The 14,827-nt window shown below is 63.8% G+C and carries 12 protein-coding genes; 2 read left to right on the top strand and 10 right to left on the bottom strand.

The features are described from left to right. Nucleotides 1-57: 57 nt before the first annotated feature. From ACMGGG_RS19705 to norR, 10 genes are all read right to left on the bottom strand, one after another. Nucleotides 58-1,389, bottom strand: coding sequence for an OprD family porin (locus ACMGGG_RS19705; protein WP_063546109.1), 1,332 nt, complete (start codon nucleotides 1,387-1,389; stop codon nucleotides 58-60). 204 nt (nucleotides 1,390-1,593) lie between these two features. Then, nucleotides 1,594-1,818, bottom strand: coding sequence for a hypothetical protein (locus tag ACMGGG_RS19700; protein WP_414154252.1), 225 nt, complete (start codon nucleotides 1,816-1,818; stop codon nucleotides 1,594-1,596). 129 nt (nucleotides 1,819-1,947) lie between these two features. Next, nucleotides 1,948-3,360, bottom strand: coding sequence for a heavy metal sensor histidine kinase (locus ACMGGG_RS19695; RefSeq protein ID WP_414154251.1), 1,413 nt, complete (start codon nucleotides 3,358-3,360; stop codon nucleotides 1,948-1,950). Beyond that, the gene (locus tag ACMGGG_RS19690; protein ID WP_063546106.1) at nucleotides 3,335-4,009 is read right to left on the bottom strand and encodes a heavy metal response regulator transcription factor; all 675 of its coding nucleotides are present in this window, start codon (nucleotides 4,007-4,009) and stop codon (nucleotides 3,335-3,337) included. Before ACMGGG_RS19690 ends, ACMGGG_RS19695 begins: the two co-directional genes overlap by 26 nt. 9 nt (nucleotides 4,010-4,018) lie before the next feature. Continuing rightward, a complete protein-coding gene (locus ACMGGG_RS19685) occupies nucleotides 4,019-7,108 on the bottom strand; it encodes a multidrug efflux RND transporter permease subunit (RefSeq protein ID WP_414154250.1) in 3,090 nt (1,029 codons plus the stop codon). Beyond that, nucleotides 7,105-8,268 carry an efflux RND transporter periplasmic adaptor subunit gene (locus ACMGGG_RS19680; RefSeq protein WP_414154249.1) on the bottom strand — a complete coding sequence of 388 codons (1,164 nt, stop codon included), beginning with the start codon at nucleotides 8,266-8,268 and terminating at the stop codon, nucleotides 7,105-7,107. Before ACMGGG_RS19680 ends, ACMGGG_RS19685 begins: the two co-directional genes overlap by 4 nt. 250 nt (nucleotides 8,269-8,518) lie before the next feature. Continuing rightward, nucleotides 8,519-9,253: a YkgJ family cysteine cluster protein gene (locus ACMGGG_RS19675; protein WP_063546103.1), complete on the bottom strand. Its 735-nt coding sequence runs from the start codon at nucleotides 9,251-9,253 to the stop codon at nucleotides 8,519-8,521. Further along, nucleotides 9,250-9,561 carry a hypothetical protein gene (locus ACMGGG_RS19670; protein WP_054892507.1) on the bottom strand — a complete coding sequence of 104 codons (312 nt, stop codon included), beginning with the start codon at nucleotides 9,559-9,561 and terminating at the stop codon, nucleotides 9,250-9,252. The genes ACMGGG_RS19675 and ACMGGG_RS19670 overlap by 4 nt, the downstream gene beginning before the upstream one ends. 90 nt (nucleotides 9,562-9,651) lie before the next feature. Next, nucleotides 9,652-10,551, bottom strand: a complete 900-nt coding sequence (locus tag ACMGGG_RS19665) for a chemotaxis protein (RefSeq protein ID WP_054892508.1) — start codon at nucleotides 10,549-10,551, stop codon at nucleotides 9,652-9,654. A 110-nt stretch (nucleotides 10,552-10,661) separates the two neighbouring features. Beyond that, nucleotides 10,662-12,206: a nitric oxide reductase transcriptional regulator NorR gene (gene norR, locus ACMGGG_RS19660; RefSeq protein ID WP_414154248.1), complete on the bottom strand. Its 1,545-nt coding sequence runs from the start codon at nucleotides 12,204-12,206 to the stop codon at nucleotides 10,662-10,664. Between the two features lie 155 nt (nucleotides 12,207-12,361). On the opposite strand from norR, the gene hmpA reads away from it, so the two are divergent. Beyond that, nucleotides 12,362-13,540 (top strand): NO-inducible flavohemoprotein, encoded by a 1,179-nt coding sequence (hmpA, locus tag ACMGGG_RS19655; protein WP_112899155.1) that lies wholly within the window; start codon nucleotides 12,362-12,364, stop codon nucleotides 13,538-13,540. A 352-nt stretch (nucleotides 13,541-13,892) separates the two neighbouring features. Further along, nucleotides 13,893-14,399, top strand: a complete 507-nt coding sequence (locus ACMGGG_RS19650; RefSeq protein WP_054892511.1) for a disulfide bond formation protein B — start codon at nucleotides 13,893-13,895, stop codon at nucleotides 14,397-14,399. Nucleotides 14,400-14,827: the final 428 nt, after the last annotated feature.

The raw sequence follows: 14,827 nt of genomic DNA, 5'->3' as shown, positions 1-14,827 counted from the left end.
GCGGGCTCGTCCCGCGATCACCGGCAACGCCGGTGCCATCCGCTGAGAGAGGGCCGATCAGAACACGTTCAGCGGATAGTCGACGATCACACGCAACTCGTCGTTGTCGTTATCCACAGCCGAGTACCCCTGGCTGCCACGATGGCTGGCATAGCGCAGCAGCACCGACAGGTCCTTGAACTGGCCTTCCTGGAACACGTACTTCACGTCCAGGTCGCGTTCCCAGTGGCGCGCATCCTTGCCGTCCTCGCTGTACCAGTGGCCATAGCCGACGCTGTTCGGATCGGCCTTGGTGAGGTCCAGCTTGCCGCGCGAATACGACAGCGACGAGGTCAGCCCCGGGATGCCGAGCCCGGCGAAGTCATAGTCGTACTGCAGCTTCCAGGAGCGCTCGTTAGGGCCGTTGAAGTCCGAGTACATGCGCGAGTTGTCGAGGTAGATGCTGTCGCCCAGGTTGATGTAGTCGAACGGCGTATTGCCGTTGACCCGCTGGTAGGCGGCAGTGACGCTGTGATGACCGGCCGCCACGGTGAAGTGCAGGCTGTAGGTGTTGTTGTCGATCTTGCCCAGTTTCGACTGGCCAGTGTCCTGGGTGTGATAGAAGTGCACGCCCGGGTTGAGGCTGACCAGATCATTGACCGCGTAGGTGTAGTCGAAGTCGGCGTAGTACTGGTTCCAGATGTCTTTCAGTTCGGCGGCATAGAGGTTGGCGGTGATGTTCTCGGTGCCGTTCCACGCGGCGCCAGCCCACGACAGGTGCTTGCTGCGCTGGTCGTCGGTCTGCTGGCTGTAGTAGGTGTCGATGCGGCGGTGGCCGCTCTGGTTGTAGGGCTTGGTGAAGCTCACCTGGCCGCCTTCGAGCAGCAGCCCTTCAACGCTGGTGTTGGTCAGTGCTACACCACGGAAGGTCTGCGGCAGCATGCGCGTCTCGCCACCGGCGATCACTGGGTTGGTGAGGAACAGGTCACCGGCCTTCAGTTCAGTGTCGAAGCCCTTGAGCTTGACCGCGGCGCCTGCGGTGGAGAACGAATGCGGCGCGGCGCCCAGTTCGTCTTCGTTCTTCTGGTGAGTCGGCAGGATGCTGGTGCCAGCGTGGCCGCCACCGCCATCGAGCTTCAGGCCCAGCATGGCGTGGGCATCGACACCGAAACCGATCACACCGGGCGTATAGCCCGACTCGAAGCGGGCGACGGCGCCCTGGCCCCACTCGCGATTGTCGCGCACACCCTGGTTGAGTTGGTTGCGGTTGAAGTAGGCGTTGCGAAAGTGCAGGTTCAGCGACGAACCCTCGATGAAACCATCAGCTTTTTCGTCGTCCGCCTGGGCGGCATGGGGAATCGTTGCGGCCAATGCAACGAACAGAGGCGTGAAACGGAAAGCGAGGGACACGAGTAAATGCTCCTTTGGTCTAACAGTGAGGCAGTTTCTAATTGTCGGAATTGCAGTTTCTTATGAGGGACGTTACAAACCGGCTGATAATTAAAGCGCATAAAAAAAGCCGCTGATGCGCAGCGGCTTTAAAAGGCTAACATATCGACACAGGCACTGCCCATGGCGTAGCCGGGGGAAAACAGGGCGTGTTCCGGCTGCCGATCAGCTGTCGGCATTGTCATCGGTCGTGACTTTGGAAGCTGTCTGTTGCGCGTCTTTTGCTGCACCTTGGTGCTGCGCGGCATAGGCGTCCTGCGTCTGTTGCAGGGTGGCGGCGATCTCTGCGTTACGGGCGACGAAGGCCGGCGATTCCTCAGCCATGGCCAGGGGCGACAACAACAGGGACGACAGGACGAAGACGCTGGCAATACCCATACTGTTGGACATTTGAAACAACCTTCTTGCGTGGCAAGTGTGAGTGAAGACAGGGCTAAGTTAGTCCTGAAGAGGCACTTGAAACAGCACCGCAGAGGATAATCACTCTTGCGCAAAAAGTAATAATGACTGCGTGGGTCTTCAGACTTTTACCCTAAAACCGCGTAGTTGAGCGCTCGGCAGGTTGATGCCGAAAGTATTGGCGCCCCCTTCGCTGCGTACAAAAACACTGCCGCCATGCATCAGCGCAATGGCCTTGACGATCGCCAACCCCAACCCGTGGTTACCACCGCCGCTGTTGCTGCGCGCGGCGTCCACCCGATAGAAGCGTTCGAACAGTAGTGGCAGGTGCGCTTCATCGATAGCCGGGCCGGGGTTGCTTACGGCGATGCTGACCCGCTCTTGCTCAACGTCGATTCGCACCTGGATCACCTGCCCGGGCGCAGTGTGCTGTACCGCGTTGTTCAGCAGGTTGATGAGCGCGCGGCGCAGTTGGGCCTTCTCGATCGGGGCCTGGGCATCACCGCTGACCGTGACGCTGACCTGGGCGTCTTCGAGGATGTAGTCCAGGTAGTCGAGGGTCGTGGCCACTTCCTCGGCCAGCGAGGCCTGGGTCAGGGCGGTGGCCTTGCTGCCCTGATCGGCGCTGGCGAGAAACAGCATGTCGTTGATGATGCTGCGCAGGCGCTCTAGCTCTTCCAGGTTCGATTGCAGCACTTCGAAGTAGTGCTCGGCGCTGCGCCCGCGGGTCAGGGCCACTTGGGTCTGGCCGATCAGGTTGGTCAGCGGCGAGCGCAGTTCGTGGGCAACGTCGGCGTTGAAGGCTTCGAGCCGCGAATAGGCCTGGCTGACCCGGTCGAGCGCGGCGTTGAAGGCCTCGGCAAACTGCGCCAGCTCCGGCGGCAGGTCCTGGGTGCGCAGGCGTCCGTCCAGGCGCGGTGGGGCCAGCGCCTGGGCCTCGGCTGACAGCGCCAGCAGCGGACGCAGGCCGATGCGTGCGACCCAGTAGGCCAGCAGCGAGGCCAGCAGCACACCGAGCACGGCCAGGCCGACAATGGCCACCAGCAGGCTGTGCTGGGCCTGCCAGAAGGTTTGGGTGTCGATACCGATCATGAAACGTACCGCCGGCCGTTCACCCAGTGCCGGCAGTTGGCTGACCAGGATCTTGAACGGGTAGGGGTTGTCGGTCAGGCGCAGGTCGCGCATGCCTTCCGGGCCCTGGGCGAAGCGGCGCAACTGTTCGTTGGGATGGCCGTACTCGAAGCGCGGATCATCGCTGACCACCCAGAAGCGGATGCGCCGGTCTTCTTCGGCCAGCAGGTTGAGTTTGTTGTGGATCTTCACCCAGTGCTCCAGGGTGCCGAAGCGGTTGAGGGTGGACTCCAGCACGCTGAAACGCGCATCCAGCTCGGCCGCCGGCAGCAGGTCGAGGCTGCGATCGACCTGGCGGTACAACGCACTGCCGATCAGCACGAACACCGCCAGCGCCACCAGCGTGAACAGCAGCGACAGGCGCAGGGCCAGGGAGTTAGCCCGCACGGTTTTCCAGGACATAGCCCATGCCTCGGATGGTGTGCAGCAGCTTGTTGTCGAACGGCCCGTCGAGCTTGGCGCGCAGGCGCTTGATCGCGACCTCGACAACATTGGCGTCGCTGTCGAAATTGATGTCCCAGACCAGCTCGGCGATGGCGGTCTTTGACAGGATCTCGCCCTGGCGCCGGGCCAGCACGCTGAGCAGCGAGAACTCCTTGGCGGTCAGTTCCAGACGCTGGCCCGCGCGGCTGGCCTTGCGCGCCATCAGGTCGATCCACAGGTCGGCGACCTGGATCTGCAGCGGCTCGTGGCTGGTGCTGCGACGGGTCAGGGCCTGCAGGCGGGCGACCAGTTCGAGGAAGGAGAACGGCTTGCCCAGGTAATCGTCAGCACCTTCGCGCAGGCCATGAATGCGGTCCTCGACCCGCTCACGGGCGGTGAGCATGATCACCGGCGTCTGCTTGCGCGCACGCAGGGCGCGCAGCACGCCGTAGCCATCCAGGCCCGGGAGCATGACGTCGAGCACGATCACCGCGTAGTCGCCTTCGAGCGCCAGGTGCAGGCCATCGATGCCATCGCGGGCCAAGTCGACGGTGAAGCCCTGCTCGGTCAGGCCACGATGCAGGTAGTCGGCGGTTTTTTCTTCGTCTTCGACGATCAGCACACGCATGGGTTTGTCTCAACTGGCAGTCGCGGCCGCGTTGGCGACCTTGCGGCGGTGGAACACACGTTCCAGGGCCAAGTATATGACGGGGGTGGTGAACAGCGTCAGCGCCTGGCTGACCAGCAGGCCGCCGACCACCGCGATGCCCAGCGGCTGGCGCAGCTCGGCACCGGCTCCGAAGCCGAACATCAGCGGCACGGCGCCGAGCAGGGCGGCGAGGGTGGTCATCATGATCGGCCGGAAGCGCGTCAGGCAGGCCTGGTGGATCGCCTGCTCGGGCGTCATGCCCTGGGTGCGCTGGGCGTCGAGGGCAAAGTCGATGAGCAGGATGCCATTCTTCTTGACGATACCGATCAGCAGCACGATGCCGATCAGGCCCATGATGGTGAAGTCCTGGCCCATGGCCCAGAGCAGGATCAGGGCACCAAGCCCCGCCGAGGGCAGGGTGGAGATGATCGTCAGCGGGTGTAAGAAGCTCTCGTAGAGCACACCGAGGATGATGTACACCGCCACCAGTGCGGCGAGGATCAGCCACGGCTGGCTCGACAGCGAACTCTGGAACGCCTGTGCCGCGCCCTGGAAACTGCCGACGATGGCGTCGGGCATGCCCAGCTCGCGCTGGGTCTGTTCGAGGATGCGCACCGCATCACCCAGGGCCACGCCGGGGGCGAGGTTGAACGACAGGTTGGCGGCCGGGAACAGGCCGTCGTGGGCGATCGACAGCGGGCCGGTGCTGGGCGGTGCGACATGCGCCAGGGCCGACAGCGGCACCATCTCGCCCGACAACGGCGAGCGCAGGTAGAAATAGTTCAAGCTCTCGGCCTTGCCGCGCTGGCGGGCATCGAGTTCGAGGATCACCTTGTACTGGTTGGTCTCGGTCTGGAACTCGCTGATCTGGCGCTGGCCGAAGGCGTCGTACAGCGCCTGGTCGACGTCGGTGGTGGTCAGGCCGAAGCGTGCGGCGGCCTGGCGGTCGATGTCGATGTGGGTGACGCTGGCGCCCAGTTGCAGGTCGTTGGACAGGTCACGCAATGCCGGGTTTTCCCGCAGGCGTTCGGTCAGGCGCTGGGTCCACAGGTTCAGGGCCACGCCATCGTTGCTCTTGAGCACGTACTGGTACTGGGTGCGCGACGGGCCGGAGCTGAGGTTGATGTCCTGGCCTGCGCGCAGGTACAGGACGATGCCGGGCACCTGGGCGAGTTTCGGGCGCAGGCGGTCGATCAGTTCGCTGGCTGATACATCGCGCTCGCCGCGGGGCTTGAGACTGATCCAGAAGCGGCCGTTGGCGATGGTCTGGTTGCTGCCGGTGACCCCGACGGAATGGGAGAAGGCGCGCACCGCAGGGTCGGCTTCGATGATCTTTGCCAGGGCCTTGTGCTTCTCGATCATCGCCGGATACGACACGTCGGCTGCGGCCTCGCTGGTGCCGAGGATGAAGCCGGTGTCCTGCAGCGGGAAGAAACCCTTGGGGATGGCGACATAGCCGATCACCGCCAACGCCAGGGTGAGGCCGAACACACCCAGCGTCAGGCGTTGGTGGGCGAGGGCGCGGTCCAGGCCCTTTTCGTACCAGCGCACCAGGCGCTGGCCAAAGCCGTCGTGGTGTTCCTGCGGCGGTTTGCGCATGAACAAGGCACAGAGGGTCGGGGCCAAGGTCAGTGATACCACCACCGAAATCAGGATGGTCGAAGTGGCTGTCAGGGCGAATTCCTTGAACAATCGCCCGACCACGCCGCCCATGAACAGCAGCGGAATGAACGCGGCGATCAGCGAGAAGCTGATCGAGATCACCGTGAAGCCGATCTCCCCGGCGCCCTTTATCGCCGCCGTGCGGCTGTCATCGCCGGCTTCCAGGTGACGGTGGATGTTTTCCACCACCACGATGGCGTCGTCAACCACGAAGCCCACGGCGATGACGATGGCCACCAGTGTGAGGTTGTTGAGGCTGAAGCCTGCCACGTACATCAGTGCGCAACTGGCGATCAGCGACACCCCCAGCACGCTGGAGACGACCAGGGTTGCCGACCACTGGCGCAGGAACAACGCCATCACCCCGATCACCAGTATCACCGCGATCATCAGCGTCAGTTCCACTTCATGCAGCGAGGCGCGGATGGTCTGGGTACGGTCGTTGAGTACCGACACCTCGACCGAGGCCGGGAGCATTTCCTGCAAACGGGGCAGGGCGTCGAGCACGCGATCGACGGTGTCGACGATGTTGGCGCCGGGCTGGCGGAAGATCACCAGATTCAGCCCAGGTTTGTCCCCGGACCAGGATTTGACATAGGCGTTCTCGGCGCCTTCGATCACCTTGGCTACGTCCTGCAGGCGCACCGGGGCGCCGTTGCGGTAGCTGACGATGAGCTGGGCGTAGTCTTCGGGGTGGAACAACTGATCGTTGGCGGCGATGGTCGAGACACTGTGTTCGCCGTACAGCGCGCCCTTGGCCAGATTCAGGCTGGTCTGCTGGATGGCCTGGCGGATATCGGCCAAGGTCAGGCCGATGGCCGCGAGCTTCTCGGGCTGCGCCTGCACGCGGATCGCGGGGCGCAGTTGGCCGGTGATGTTGATCAGGCCGACCCCGTCGATCTGGCTGAGCTGGCGCGCCAGCAGGGTTTCGGTGTAGTCGCTGAGCTCGTTGCCAGGCATCTGCTGGGAGCTGACGGTCAGCACCAGCACGGGGCTGTCGGCCGGGTTGACCTTGCGCCAGGTCGGTGGGCTGGGCAGGTCCTGCGGCAGGCGCGCAGTGGCAGTGTTGATCGCGGCCTGGACTTCCTGGGCGGCGGTGTCGATGTTCTTGTCGAGGGTGAACTGCAGGATCAGCGTGGTCGAGCCCAGGGCGCTGCTGCTGGTCATCTGGGTCATGCCGGGGATGGCGCTGAACTGTACCTCCAGCGGCGTCGCCACCGACGACGCCATGGTTTCCGGGCTGGCGCCGGGAAGCTGTGCGGTGACCTGGATGGTCGGGAAATCTGCCTCGGGTAACGGCGCCACCGGCAGGCGTGGAAAGGCGATGGCCCCCAGCAGCACCAGGGCGAAGGTCAGCAGCAGGGTGGCGATGGGGTGGTCGATGCACCAGGCCGAAACGCCTTTGCGGGTGATCATGGCTGGCTCCGGCGGTCAGCCACTTCGGGGCTGGCGGGCACGTCGGGGGCAACCTCGACCCGTGCCCCGGGCTTGAGGCGCGACTGGCCGTCGAGCACCAGGCGATCACCGGCCTTGACCCCGGCGACAATGTTCAGGTCGCTGTCCTGGTAGAGCACCTTGACCGGAACGCTGGCGACCTTGTCGCCATCGAGGCGGTAGACGTAATGACCATCGACGCCGCGCTGCACCACCGGTGGCGGCACCACCAGCGCCTGCTCATCGACAGCGGTGCGCAGGCGGATGGTCACCAGTTGGCCGGGCCACAGCAGGCCATCCTTGTTGTCGAATTCGGCCTTGATGCGCACGGTGCCGGTGTTGGCCGAGATCTGGTTATCGATCAGCGCCAGATGGCCCTGGCCGAGCAGGCTGCGTTCGCCGTCGGCGTCCATGTAAGCCTCGACCAGCGCCGGCGAGGGCGCTTTGAGCAGCGTCTGCAGAGTCGGCAGCATCTGCTGGGGCAGGGCGAACTCGACGGCGATCGGGTCGATCTGGGTGACGCTGAACAGACCCTGGGTGTCGCTGCTGCGCACCAGGTTACCGGGGTCGACATTGCGAATGCCGACGCGACCGGTCACCGGTGAGCGGATCTGCGTGTACGACAGCTGCACTTCGGCATTGGCGATGGCCGCCTGGTTGCCCTTGACCGTGGCCTGGAGTTGATTCACCAGCGCCTGTTGCTGGTCGAGGGTCTGCTTCGAGACACCGTCGTCGCTGCTCAACAGGCGGTAGCGCTTGAGGTCGACACCGGCCACCTGCAACTGTGCCTGGCTCTGGCCGAGTTGGGCGCGGGCCTGATCGAGGCTGGCGCGAATCGCACGGTCGTCGAGGGTGGCGACCAGGTCGCCTTCCTTGACCCACTGGCCCTCCTTGACCAGCACTTGGGTGAGGGTGCCCTCGACCTGCGGCCGTACATCGACGCTGTGCAGCGAAAGCACCGAGCCGATCGCGCTGGCAAAGCGCGGCACGTCCTGCTGGGTGACGCTGATCACCCTCACCGGCACGGCGTTTTGCGCGCGTGGGGCAGGCGTATCCTGGCGCAGGCGCAGCCAACCGGCCAAGGCGATAAGCAGGAGGATGGCCAGGGCGGCGAGGACGAGGGGGCGGGAGGGACGTCGCATCGAGGCTGATACCGGTCAGTGGGGGAGGGCTGGAAACCGTGCTGGCGTCTTTCGGTTCCAGACTTTTGTCAGATTCTTTTCTGCTTATAGCCCGCCGATCGGGTCGGCAACGTGACGTCTGGCTGACAGCGCTGACAGTTTCCAATCATTGATGGCCAGTTGCCAAGGAATTGAGCTGGACCAATGCTCGTCCGGGATTTGCCCTGGAGTCGAACGCCAACGTTGGAGGTGAGGGACCCTAGATTCCAGCTCAGAACCCGATAAAGGCGTAGTACACCGGCGCTTCGCCGGTCGTCAGCAGCCCATGCTCCCGCAGCCCGTCGGCCAGTTCGGCATCTTGCACATGCACAGTCCATGGCACGTGCGCTTGAGCGCTCACCTGATCCAGCGCCGCGAGAAACGCCGGCATGTCTGGCAGCCAGGCGGTAAAACCGTTGCCCTTGAGCGCGCTGGTGGTCATGCCCAGCGCCTGGCAGACGGCAACCTTGGCGGCGATGTCGTCGCGGTCGGCCTGGCGCGAGGCTTCGATCAGTGCGACCAGTTGCGGATCGACGGCCCTGTTGCCGACGATCAGTTGCGGGCCTTGTTGCCAGGCTTCGGGTGGGCAATCCTTGGCTTCGACGCGCAGAGGCAGGTGCGGGTTGACCTCGGCCGGATAGATACGACAGACCAGCGGGCGTGTTTCATAGATGCCGCACAGGTTGTTGGCATCCAGGTTGCGACAGCGCCCTGGATTGAAGGCCGCGAAGGTCACCGAGACCCGCACCTCGGCGCTCCCGCAAGGCACGGCGAGCGAACGGCGCAGCACATGATCGCGTTGCTCGACCGGCATGCCCGGGCCATCGGTGATGAAGCCTTCGATCAGCACCACGACCTGGCCGCCACTGGCAGCCCACTGGCGGGACTCGGCGAGCGTGAGGGGTACGTGGTGGCCGGTGCAGCACTTGCCGCAGCCGGTGCAGGCGAAACGAATGCCGTCGCTCACTTGGCGCCTGGCTTCCATTCGGTGACGTAGGCTTGCTGCTGGGCGCGGTCGTACAGGCACAGTTCGGTGCCTGTCTGGTTCTTCATGGATTTCGGCTTGTACACGCCTTCGATCAGCAGGGCGCTGTAGGCGGTGCGGTCGTCGAATTCGGCGGGCTTGCCCAGGGCGTGGGCGTCCTTGAACTGGCTGGCGGCCAGGCAGCGCTTGACCATCTGCTGGCGGTACTCGTTCCAGGCGTCGGGGCTGGAGGCCTGGGCAAGACCACTGGTCATGGCGAGGGCAATCAGGGCAATGCGAAGAAGGGTCATAAGCGGTACCGGCAAGAAAACCTCGGAAGGGGAGTGATTATGCCCGAGTCCTCCCCACCATCAAGTGAAGGCATTGTGTCGCCAGATGTATCAGCGCTCGGCGAACCCGACCGCTCGCGCCGCGACGACCAGGCAGTCGGTCAGCTCGGGCGAGGAAAACTTGGTGAGAATCGCGTTGGCGCCTGCGACCTTGGCTTTTTCGGCGCTCATGGCGCTGTCCAGCGAGGTGTGCAGCAGCACGTAGAGGTGCTTGAAGTCCGGGGTCTCGCGCACGGTGCGGGTGAAGGCGTAGCCGTCCATCTCGGACATTTCGATGTCTGACACCACGATGTTGATTTCCTGGGCGGTGCCCTGCAGCTCCAGCAGGACGTTGATCGCATCCTTGGCGCTGCGCGCGGTATGGCATTCGACGCCGAGGTGGCGAAGGGTGTGCACCGATTGCTGCAGCGCCACCTGGCTGTCGTCCACCACCAGGATGTTGGCGGCAGCCAGCAGGCTGGCGTCTTCTGCGCTGAGTTCGCCGGGATGCGTTTCAGGTTCCGGCGGGGCGATGCCGTGGATGACTTTCTCGATGTCGAGCACCTGTACCAGCGTATTGTCGACCCGGGTCACGCCAGTGATGAAGGAGCGGTTGCCCGAGCCGTAGGGCGGTGGCTTGATGTCGGTGCTCAGGCAATGGACGATGCGGCTGACCGCCTGCACGTGCAGGCCCTGGCGGGTGCGGCTGATGTCGGTGACGATCAGGCAGCCGCCATCCGGGTCGGCCAACGGCATTTCGCCGATTGCCCGCGACAGGTCGATCACCGACAGCGAGTTGCCGCGCAGGGTCGCTACGCCTTTGACGTGGGGATGCGACTCGGGAAGCTTGGTCAGGGGCGGGCAGGGGATGATCTCGCTGACCTTGAGCAGGTTGATAGCCATCAGCTTGCCGCTGCGCAGGGTGAACAGCAGCAGGGACAGCGAGTCCGCGCGGGCATTTTGCGTGGCCATGGGTAACCTTCAGGTATGTCTGGAAAGGAGAGATGTCGGGTTATCGGCCTGGAGTAGCCAGGCTTTAGGCCCTCATCCTGATGGTTGGCGCGGGTCCTGTGGGGCTGCCGTCAGCGCAACCCCAGGCGCTTGGCCAGTCGGCTCAGGTTCGCCCGGTCCAGCCCCAGTTCGCGGGCGGCAGCAGCCCAGTTGCCCTGATGGCGCGTCAGGCAAGCTTCGATCAGTTGTCGCTGGTAGTCGTCCAGCGCCTCGCGCAGCCCGCCTTGTGGTAGATCCGTGGGCGATACGGGGACACTGGCAGCGGGTATGGCAACGGTTGGGCGCAGGTCGAGGTCGGGCGCTTCCAGCGTGAGGATGCGTGGACGCTGCGGGTGTGAGCCGAGGGCCTTGAGCGCCGATCGCCCGATCAGATGCTCCAGCTCGCGCACGTTACCCGGCCAGTCATAGGCCAGCAATGCCGACTGGGCACCGGCGCTCAGGCGCAGGCTGTTGAGCCCCAGGCGCGAACGGTTCTGCTCGAGGAAATAGCCCGCGATCATCAGCACGTCACGCCCGCGCTCGCGCAGTGGCGGCACCAGCAGTGGATAGACGCTCAGGCGATGGTAGAAGTCGGCGCGGTAGTTGCCATTGCGTACCTCTTCGGCAAGATCGCGGTTGGTCGCCGCGATCAGGCGCACATCGACCCGGTGTTCGCGGTCAGAGCCCAGGCGTTGCAGTTGCCCGCTTTGCAGCACCCGCAGCAGCTTGGCCTGCACGGCCAGCGGCAACTCGCCCACTTCGTCGAGGAACAGTGTGCCGCCGTTGGCCAGTTCGAACTTGCCGCGTCGCTCGCCGTGGGCGCCGGTGAACGCGCCGCGCACGTGGCCGAACAGTTCGCTTTCCACCAGGGTGTCGGGCAAGGCGGCGCAGTTGAGGCTGACCAAGGGCTTGTCGGCGCGATTGCTTGCGCGGTGCAGGGCCTGGGCCACAAGCTCCTTGCCCACGCCGGTTTCACCGGTGATCAACACGGTCAGGTCGCTGCCCCCGACCAGGCGGATTTCCTCGAGCAGCCGCTTGTGGGCCTTGCTCTGGCCGATCAATTCCTTGTCCTGCCCGCTGGCCTGGCGATAGACCTCGGCGCGCAGGTGCTCGTCCTCGGCACGCAGGGCCAGGCCCTCGATACGCTCGGCCACGGTGACGGTCGCGGCGGCGAGGCTGGCGAAAGCCTGCAGTGCTTCGAGCTCGAGGCTCTGGAACTGGCCGGGAGTGAGGGCGTCAAGTGTGACCAGGCCCCAGGGTCGTTCATCGACCATCAGCGGGCAGCCCATGCAGTCGTGCACTTCCAGGTCTGCATCGTGGGCGTTGACCAGGCCGTCATAAGGGTCGGGCAGGTCGCTGTCGCTGGCGAAGCGGGTGGGCTCGCTGCGGCTGAGCAGAATCTTGAAGCGGGGGTGTTCGCTGACACGGAAACGCCGTCCCAGGGTGTCCGGCGACAGGCCATCGACCGCCAGCGGCACCAGCCATTCGCCGTCAAGCCGCAGCAAGGCGGCCGCATCGCAAGGCAGCAAACCGCGCATGGCCTGCAGCAGGCGACGATAGCGCTCCTGGTCGGGCAGGTCGCGAGACAGGTCGCTGACGAGGGGGAGGAGGGCGGTGAGCAGGGGCTTTGTAGTCATTTGGACTCCTGTTGGTCATCATGACTATATACCGGAGTAGGTCTTTTTGACATGGATTGCTTGCAGGCCTCGGTTTCATTGGGCTTTGGAGTTGGCACGATTGCTGAAGTGGGCTGGGTAACCATTCGTAGCCCAAGGCTCAGGGAGTCACTGCAATGCTCAATGCCGAACAACGTGCAATCATCAAGGCCACTGTCCCACTGCTCGAAAGCGGTGGCGAGGCGCTGACCACCCACTTCTACAAGATGATGCTCAGCGAGTATCCCGAAGTGCGTCCGCTGTTCAACCAGGCGCACCAGGCCAGCGGTGACCAGCCTCGTGCGCTGGCCAACGGCGTGCTCATGTATGCCCGTCATATCGACCGGCTGGAACAACTGGGTGGCCTGGTTGGCCAGATCATCAACAAGCATGTGGCCTTGCAGATCCTGCCCGAACATTACCCGATCGTTGGCAGTTGCCTGCTGCGCGCCATCGAGGAAGTGCTGGGCAAGGACATCGCCACCGCGGAAGTGATCGCTGCCTGGGGCGCGGCCTATGGCCAGCTGGCCGATATTCTTATCGGTGCCGAAGAGGGCCTGTACAAGGCCAAGGAAGAGGCTGACGGCGGCTGGCGTGGTGCCCGGGATTTTCGTGTGGTGCGTCGTGAGCAGGAAAGCAGCGAGATCGTCTCGTTCTACTTCGCCCCCATCGATGGCAAGCCGGTACTCAAGGCCGAGCCTGGTCAGTACATCGGCCTGCAGTTGTTTATCGACGGTGCCGAACAGCGCCGCAACTATTCGCTCTCGGCATTGTGCGATGGCGAACAGTACCGCATCAGTGTCAAGCGCGAGGCCGGGGGCAAGGTGTCGAACCATCTGCACGATCAACTGCAGGTCGGCGACACGCTCAAGCTGTTCCCGCCGTCTGGCGACTTCACCCTGGCACCTGGCGACAAGCCGCTGGTGCTGATCAGTGGGGGTGTCGGCATCACCCCGACCCTGGCGATGCTCGAGGCTGCGCTGAAGACCGAGCGTCCGGTGCACTTCATCCACTGCGCACGCAACGGTTCGGTGCATGCTTTCCGTGACTGGATCGACAGCCTGGCGGCGCAGCATCCGCAACTGCAACGCTTCTATTGCTATGCCGAGGACGACGGCAGCCGTGACGCCAATGCGGTCGGCCTGCTGACCCAGGATCTGCTGGCCGAGTGGCTGCCGCGAGCGCGTGACGTGGATGCCTACTTCCTTGGACCAAAGGGCTTCATGGCGGCGATCCGTCGTCACCTCAAGGCCCTGGGGGTTCCGGATGCGCAGAGCCGCTACGAGTTCTTCGGGCCGGCGGCTGCTCTGGAATGATCTACTGACCAGGCTGGCGTCTTCGCGGGCAAGCCCGCGAAGGGGTTGGCCTGTCCATATATAAGGAAGGATGAACAGCGCCCCGCAGCTTTCATCTTTAATCCTCCTTTAATCACTGTATCCTTCACTCCCGGGTGTCGAGGGGCTGGTCCCTGCGCGACGCCCGGGCAGCCGCTTTTTTTTACCGGCCAAGGTTGAACCGATGTTGCCAACGCCGGTCACAGCATCTCCGGATAGCCCTGCGCAGCGCTGTCTCGCCGCTTCCTCGACACGCTAAGAGACCATCCCTGCGTGTAGACTTGCGCCCAGGCAGGCGGAACACGCTGCCACCTATCCATCCAAGGAATCGGCAATGAACGAACAAACCCTGCGCCTGAATCGGGAACGGCGCTTCCTCGTGCTGTTGGGGGTAATCTGCCTCTCGCTGATCGGCGGCGCGCTGTACATGCAGGTCGTGCTAGGCGAGGCACCTTGCCCGTTATGTATCCTGCAGCGCTATGCCTTGCTGCTGATCGCGCTGTTCGCGTTCATTGCCGCAGCCATGCCCGGACGACGGAGCCTGACCTTCTTCGAGGCGTTGGTCGTGCTCAGCGCAATTGGCGGAATCGTTGCGGCCGGCAACCATGTGTATATACTCGCCAACCCGTACGCCAGTTGCGGTGTCGATGTACTGCAGCCGATCGTCGACGACCTGCCCCTGGCGCGACTCTGGCCCCTGGCATTCCAGGTCGACGGTTTCTGCACCACACCGTACCCGCCCATCCTGGGTCTGTCGCTGGCGCAATGGGCGCTGGTGGCGTTCGTCCTCACTGCCATCCTCGTGCCGCTGGGCATCTATCGGAATCGGCGCCGGGCTTAGACAAAAGTCCCGATTTGATGCAGGTCTATTGCACGGTGAGATAACCGGCAAAATTTCCCCAGAGACTGATCCTGATCAACGTTGAGCCCTTGTAGTACAAGGGTTTCAGGGCTATCAAGCCGGGTGCGACAAACTGTCGCGAAGTTGATTTTTCAGGCAGGATTATTACAAATCCTGTAAAAGACTGTTGCTCAATAAGTCATAGTCAAGGGGGGGCGACCTATCTACAATCGCCCCCAATTTCCGTTCGGCACTGCTTGCGAGTCGCAGGATTGAAGGAAGCCCCAGCGCTCCTTTTGCTGACTTCGACAAGTTTCGCCCAACGGCGATCCGGGCGGACACCCCTCCGCGTTTTCCCGCACCAAATGGAATTGGTCTGAAGTACAGGCCTTTAGCCTAAGAAAACCCCAAGCTCGTCCATACGCTCA

Origin of the sequence: Pseudomonas sp. BNK-44-b, from assembly GCF_047456245.1 — a bacterium.
GTDB classification, from domain to species: Bacteria; Pseudomonadota; Gammaproteobacteria; order Pseudomonadales; family Pseudomonadaceae; genus Aquipseudomonas; species Aquipseudomonas machongensis.
The sequence above is the reverse complement of the archived record's forward strand: the minus strand, read 5'-3'. Positions and strand labels throughout refer to the sequence as shown.

What these genes read in the sequence shown, in the direction of transcription:
- ACMGGG_RS19650 (WP_054892511.1), top strand. Translation starts at nt 13,893, where the DNA reads ATGAACGAACAAACCCTGCGCCTGAATCGGGAACGGCGCTTCCTCGTG.
- ACMGGG_RS19690 (WP_063546106.1), bottom strand. Translation starts at nt 4,009, where the DNA reads ATGCGTGTGCTGATCGTCGAAGACGAAGAAAAAACCGCCGACTACCTG.
- ACMGGG_RS19680 (WP_414154249.1), bottom strand. Translation starts at nt 8,268, where the DNA reads ATGCGACGTCCCTCCCGCCCCCTCGTCCTCGCCGCCCTGGCCATCCTC.
- ACMGGG_RS19695 (WP_414154251.1), bottom strand. Translation starts at nt 3,360, where the DNA reads ATGTCCTGGAAAACCGTGCGGGCTAACTCCCTGGCCCTGCGCCTGTCG.
- ACMGGG_RS19700 (WP_414154252.1), bottom strand. Translation starts at nt 1,818, where the DNA reads ATGTCCAACAGTATGGGTATTGCCAGCGTCTTCGTCCTGTCGTCCCTG.
- ACMGGG_RS19670 (WP_054892507.1), bottom strand. Translation starts at nt 9,561, where the DNA reads ATGACCCTTCTTCGCATTGCCCTGATTGCCCTCGCCATGACCAGTGGT.
- ACMGGG_RS19685 (WP_414154250.1), bottom strand. Translation starts at nt 7,108, where the DNA reads ATGATCACCCGCAAAGGCGTTTCGGCCTGGTGCATCGACCACCCCATC.
- norR (WP_414154248.1), bottom strand. Translation starts at nt 12,206, where the DNA reads ATGACTACAAAGCCCCTGCTCACCGCCCTCCTCCCCCTCGTCAGCGAC.
- ACMGGG_RS19665 (WP_054892508.1), bottom strand. Translation starts at nt 10,551, where the DNA reads ATGGCCACGCAAAATGCCCGCGCGGACTCGCTGTCCCTGCTGCTGTTC.
- hmpA (WP_112899155.1), top strand. Translation starts at nt 12,362, where the DNA reads ATGCTCAATGCCGAACAACGTGCAATCATCAAGGCCACTGTCCCACTG.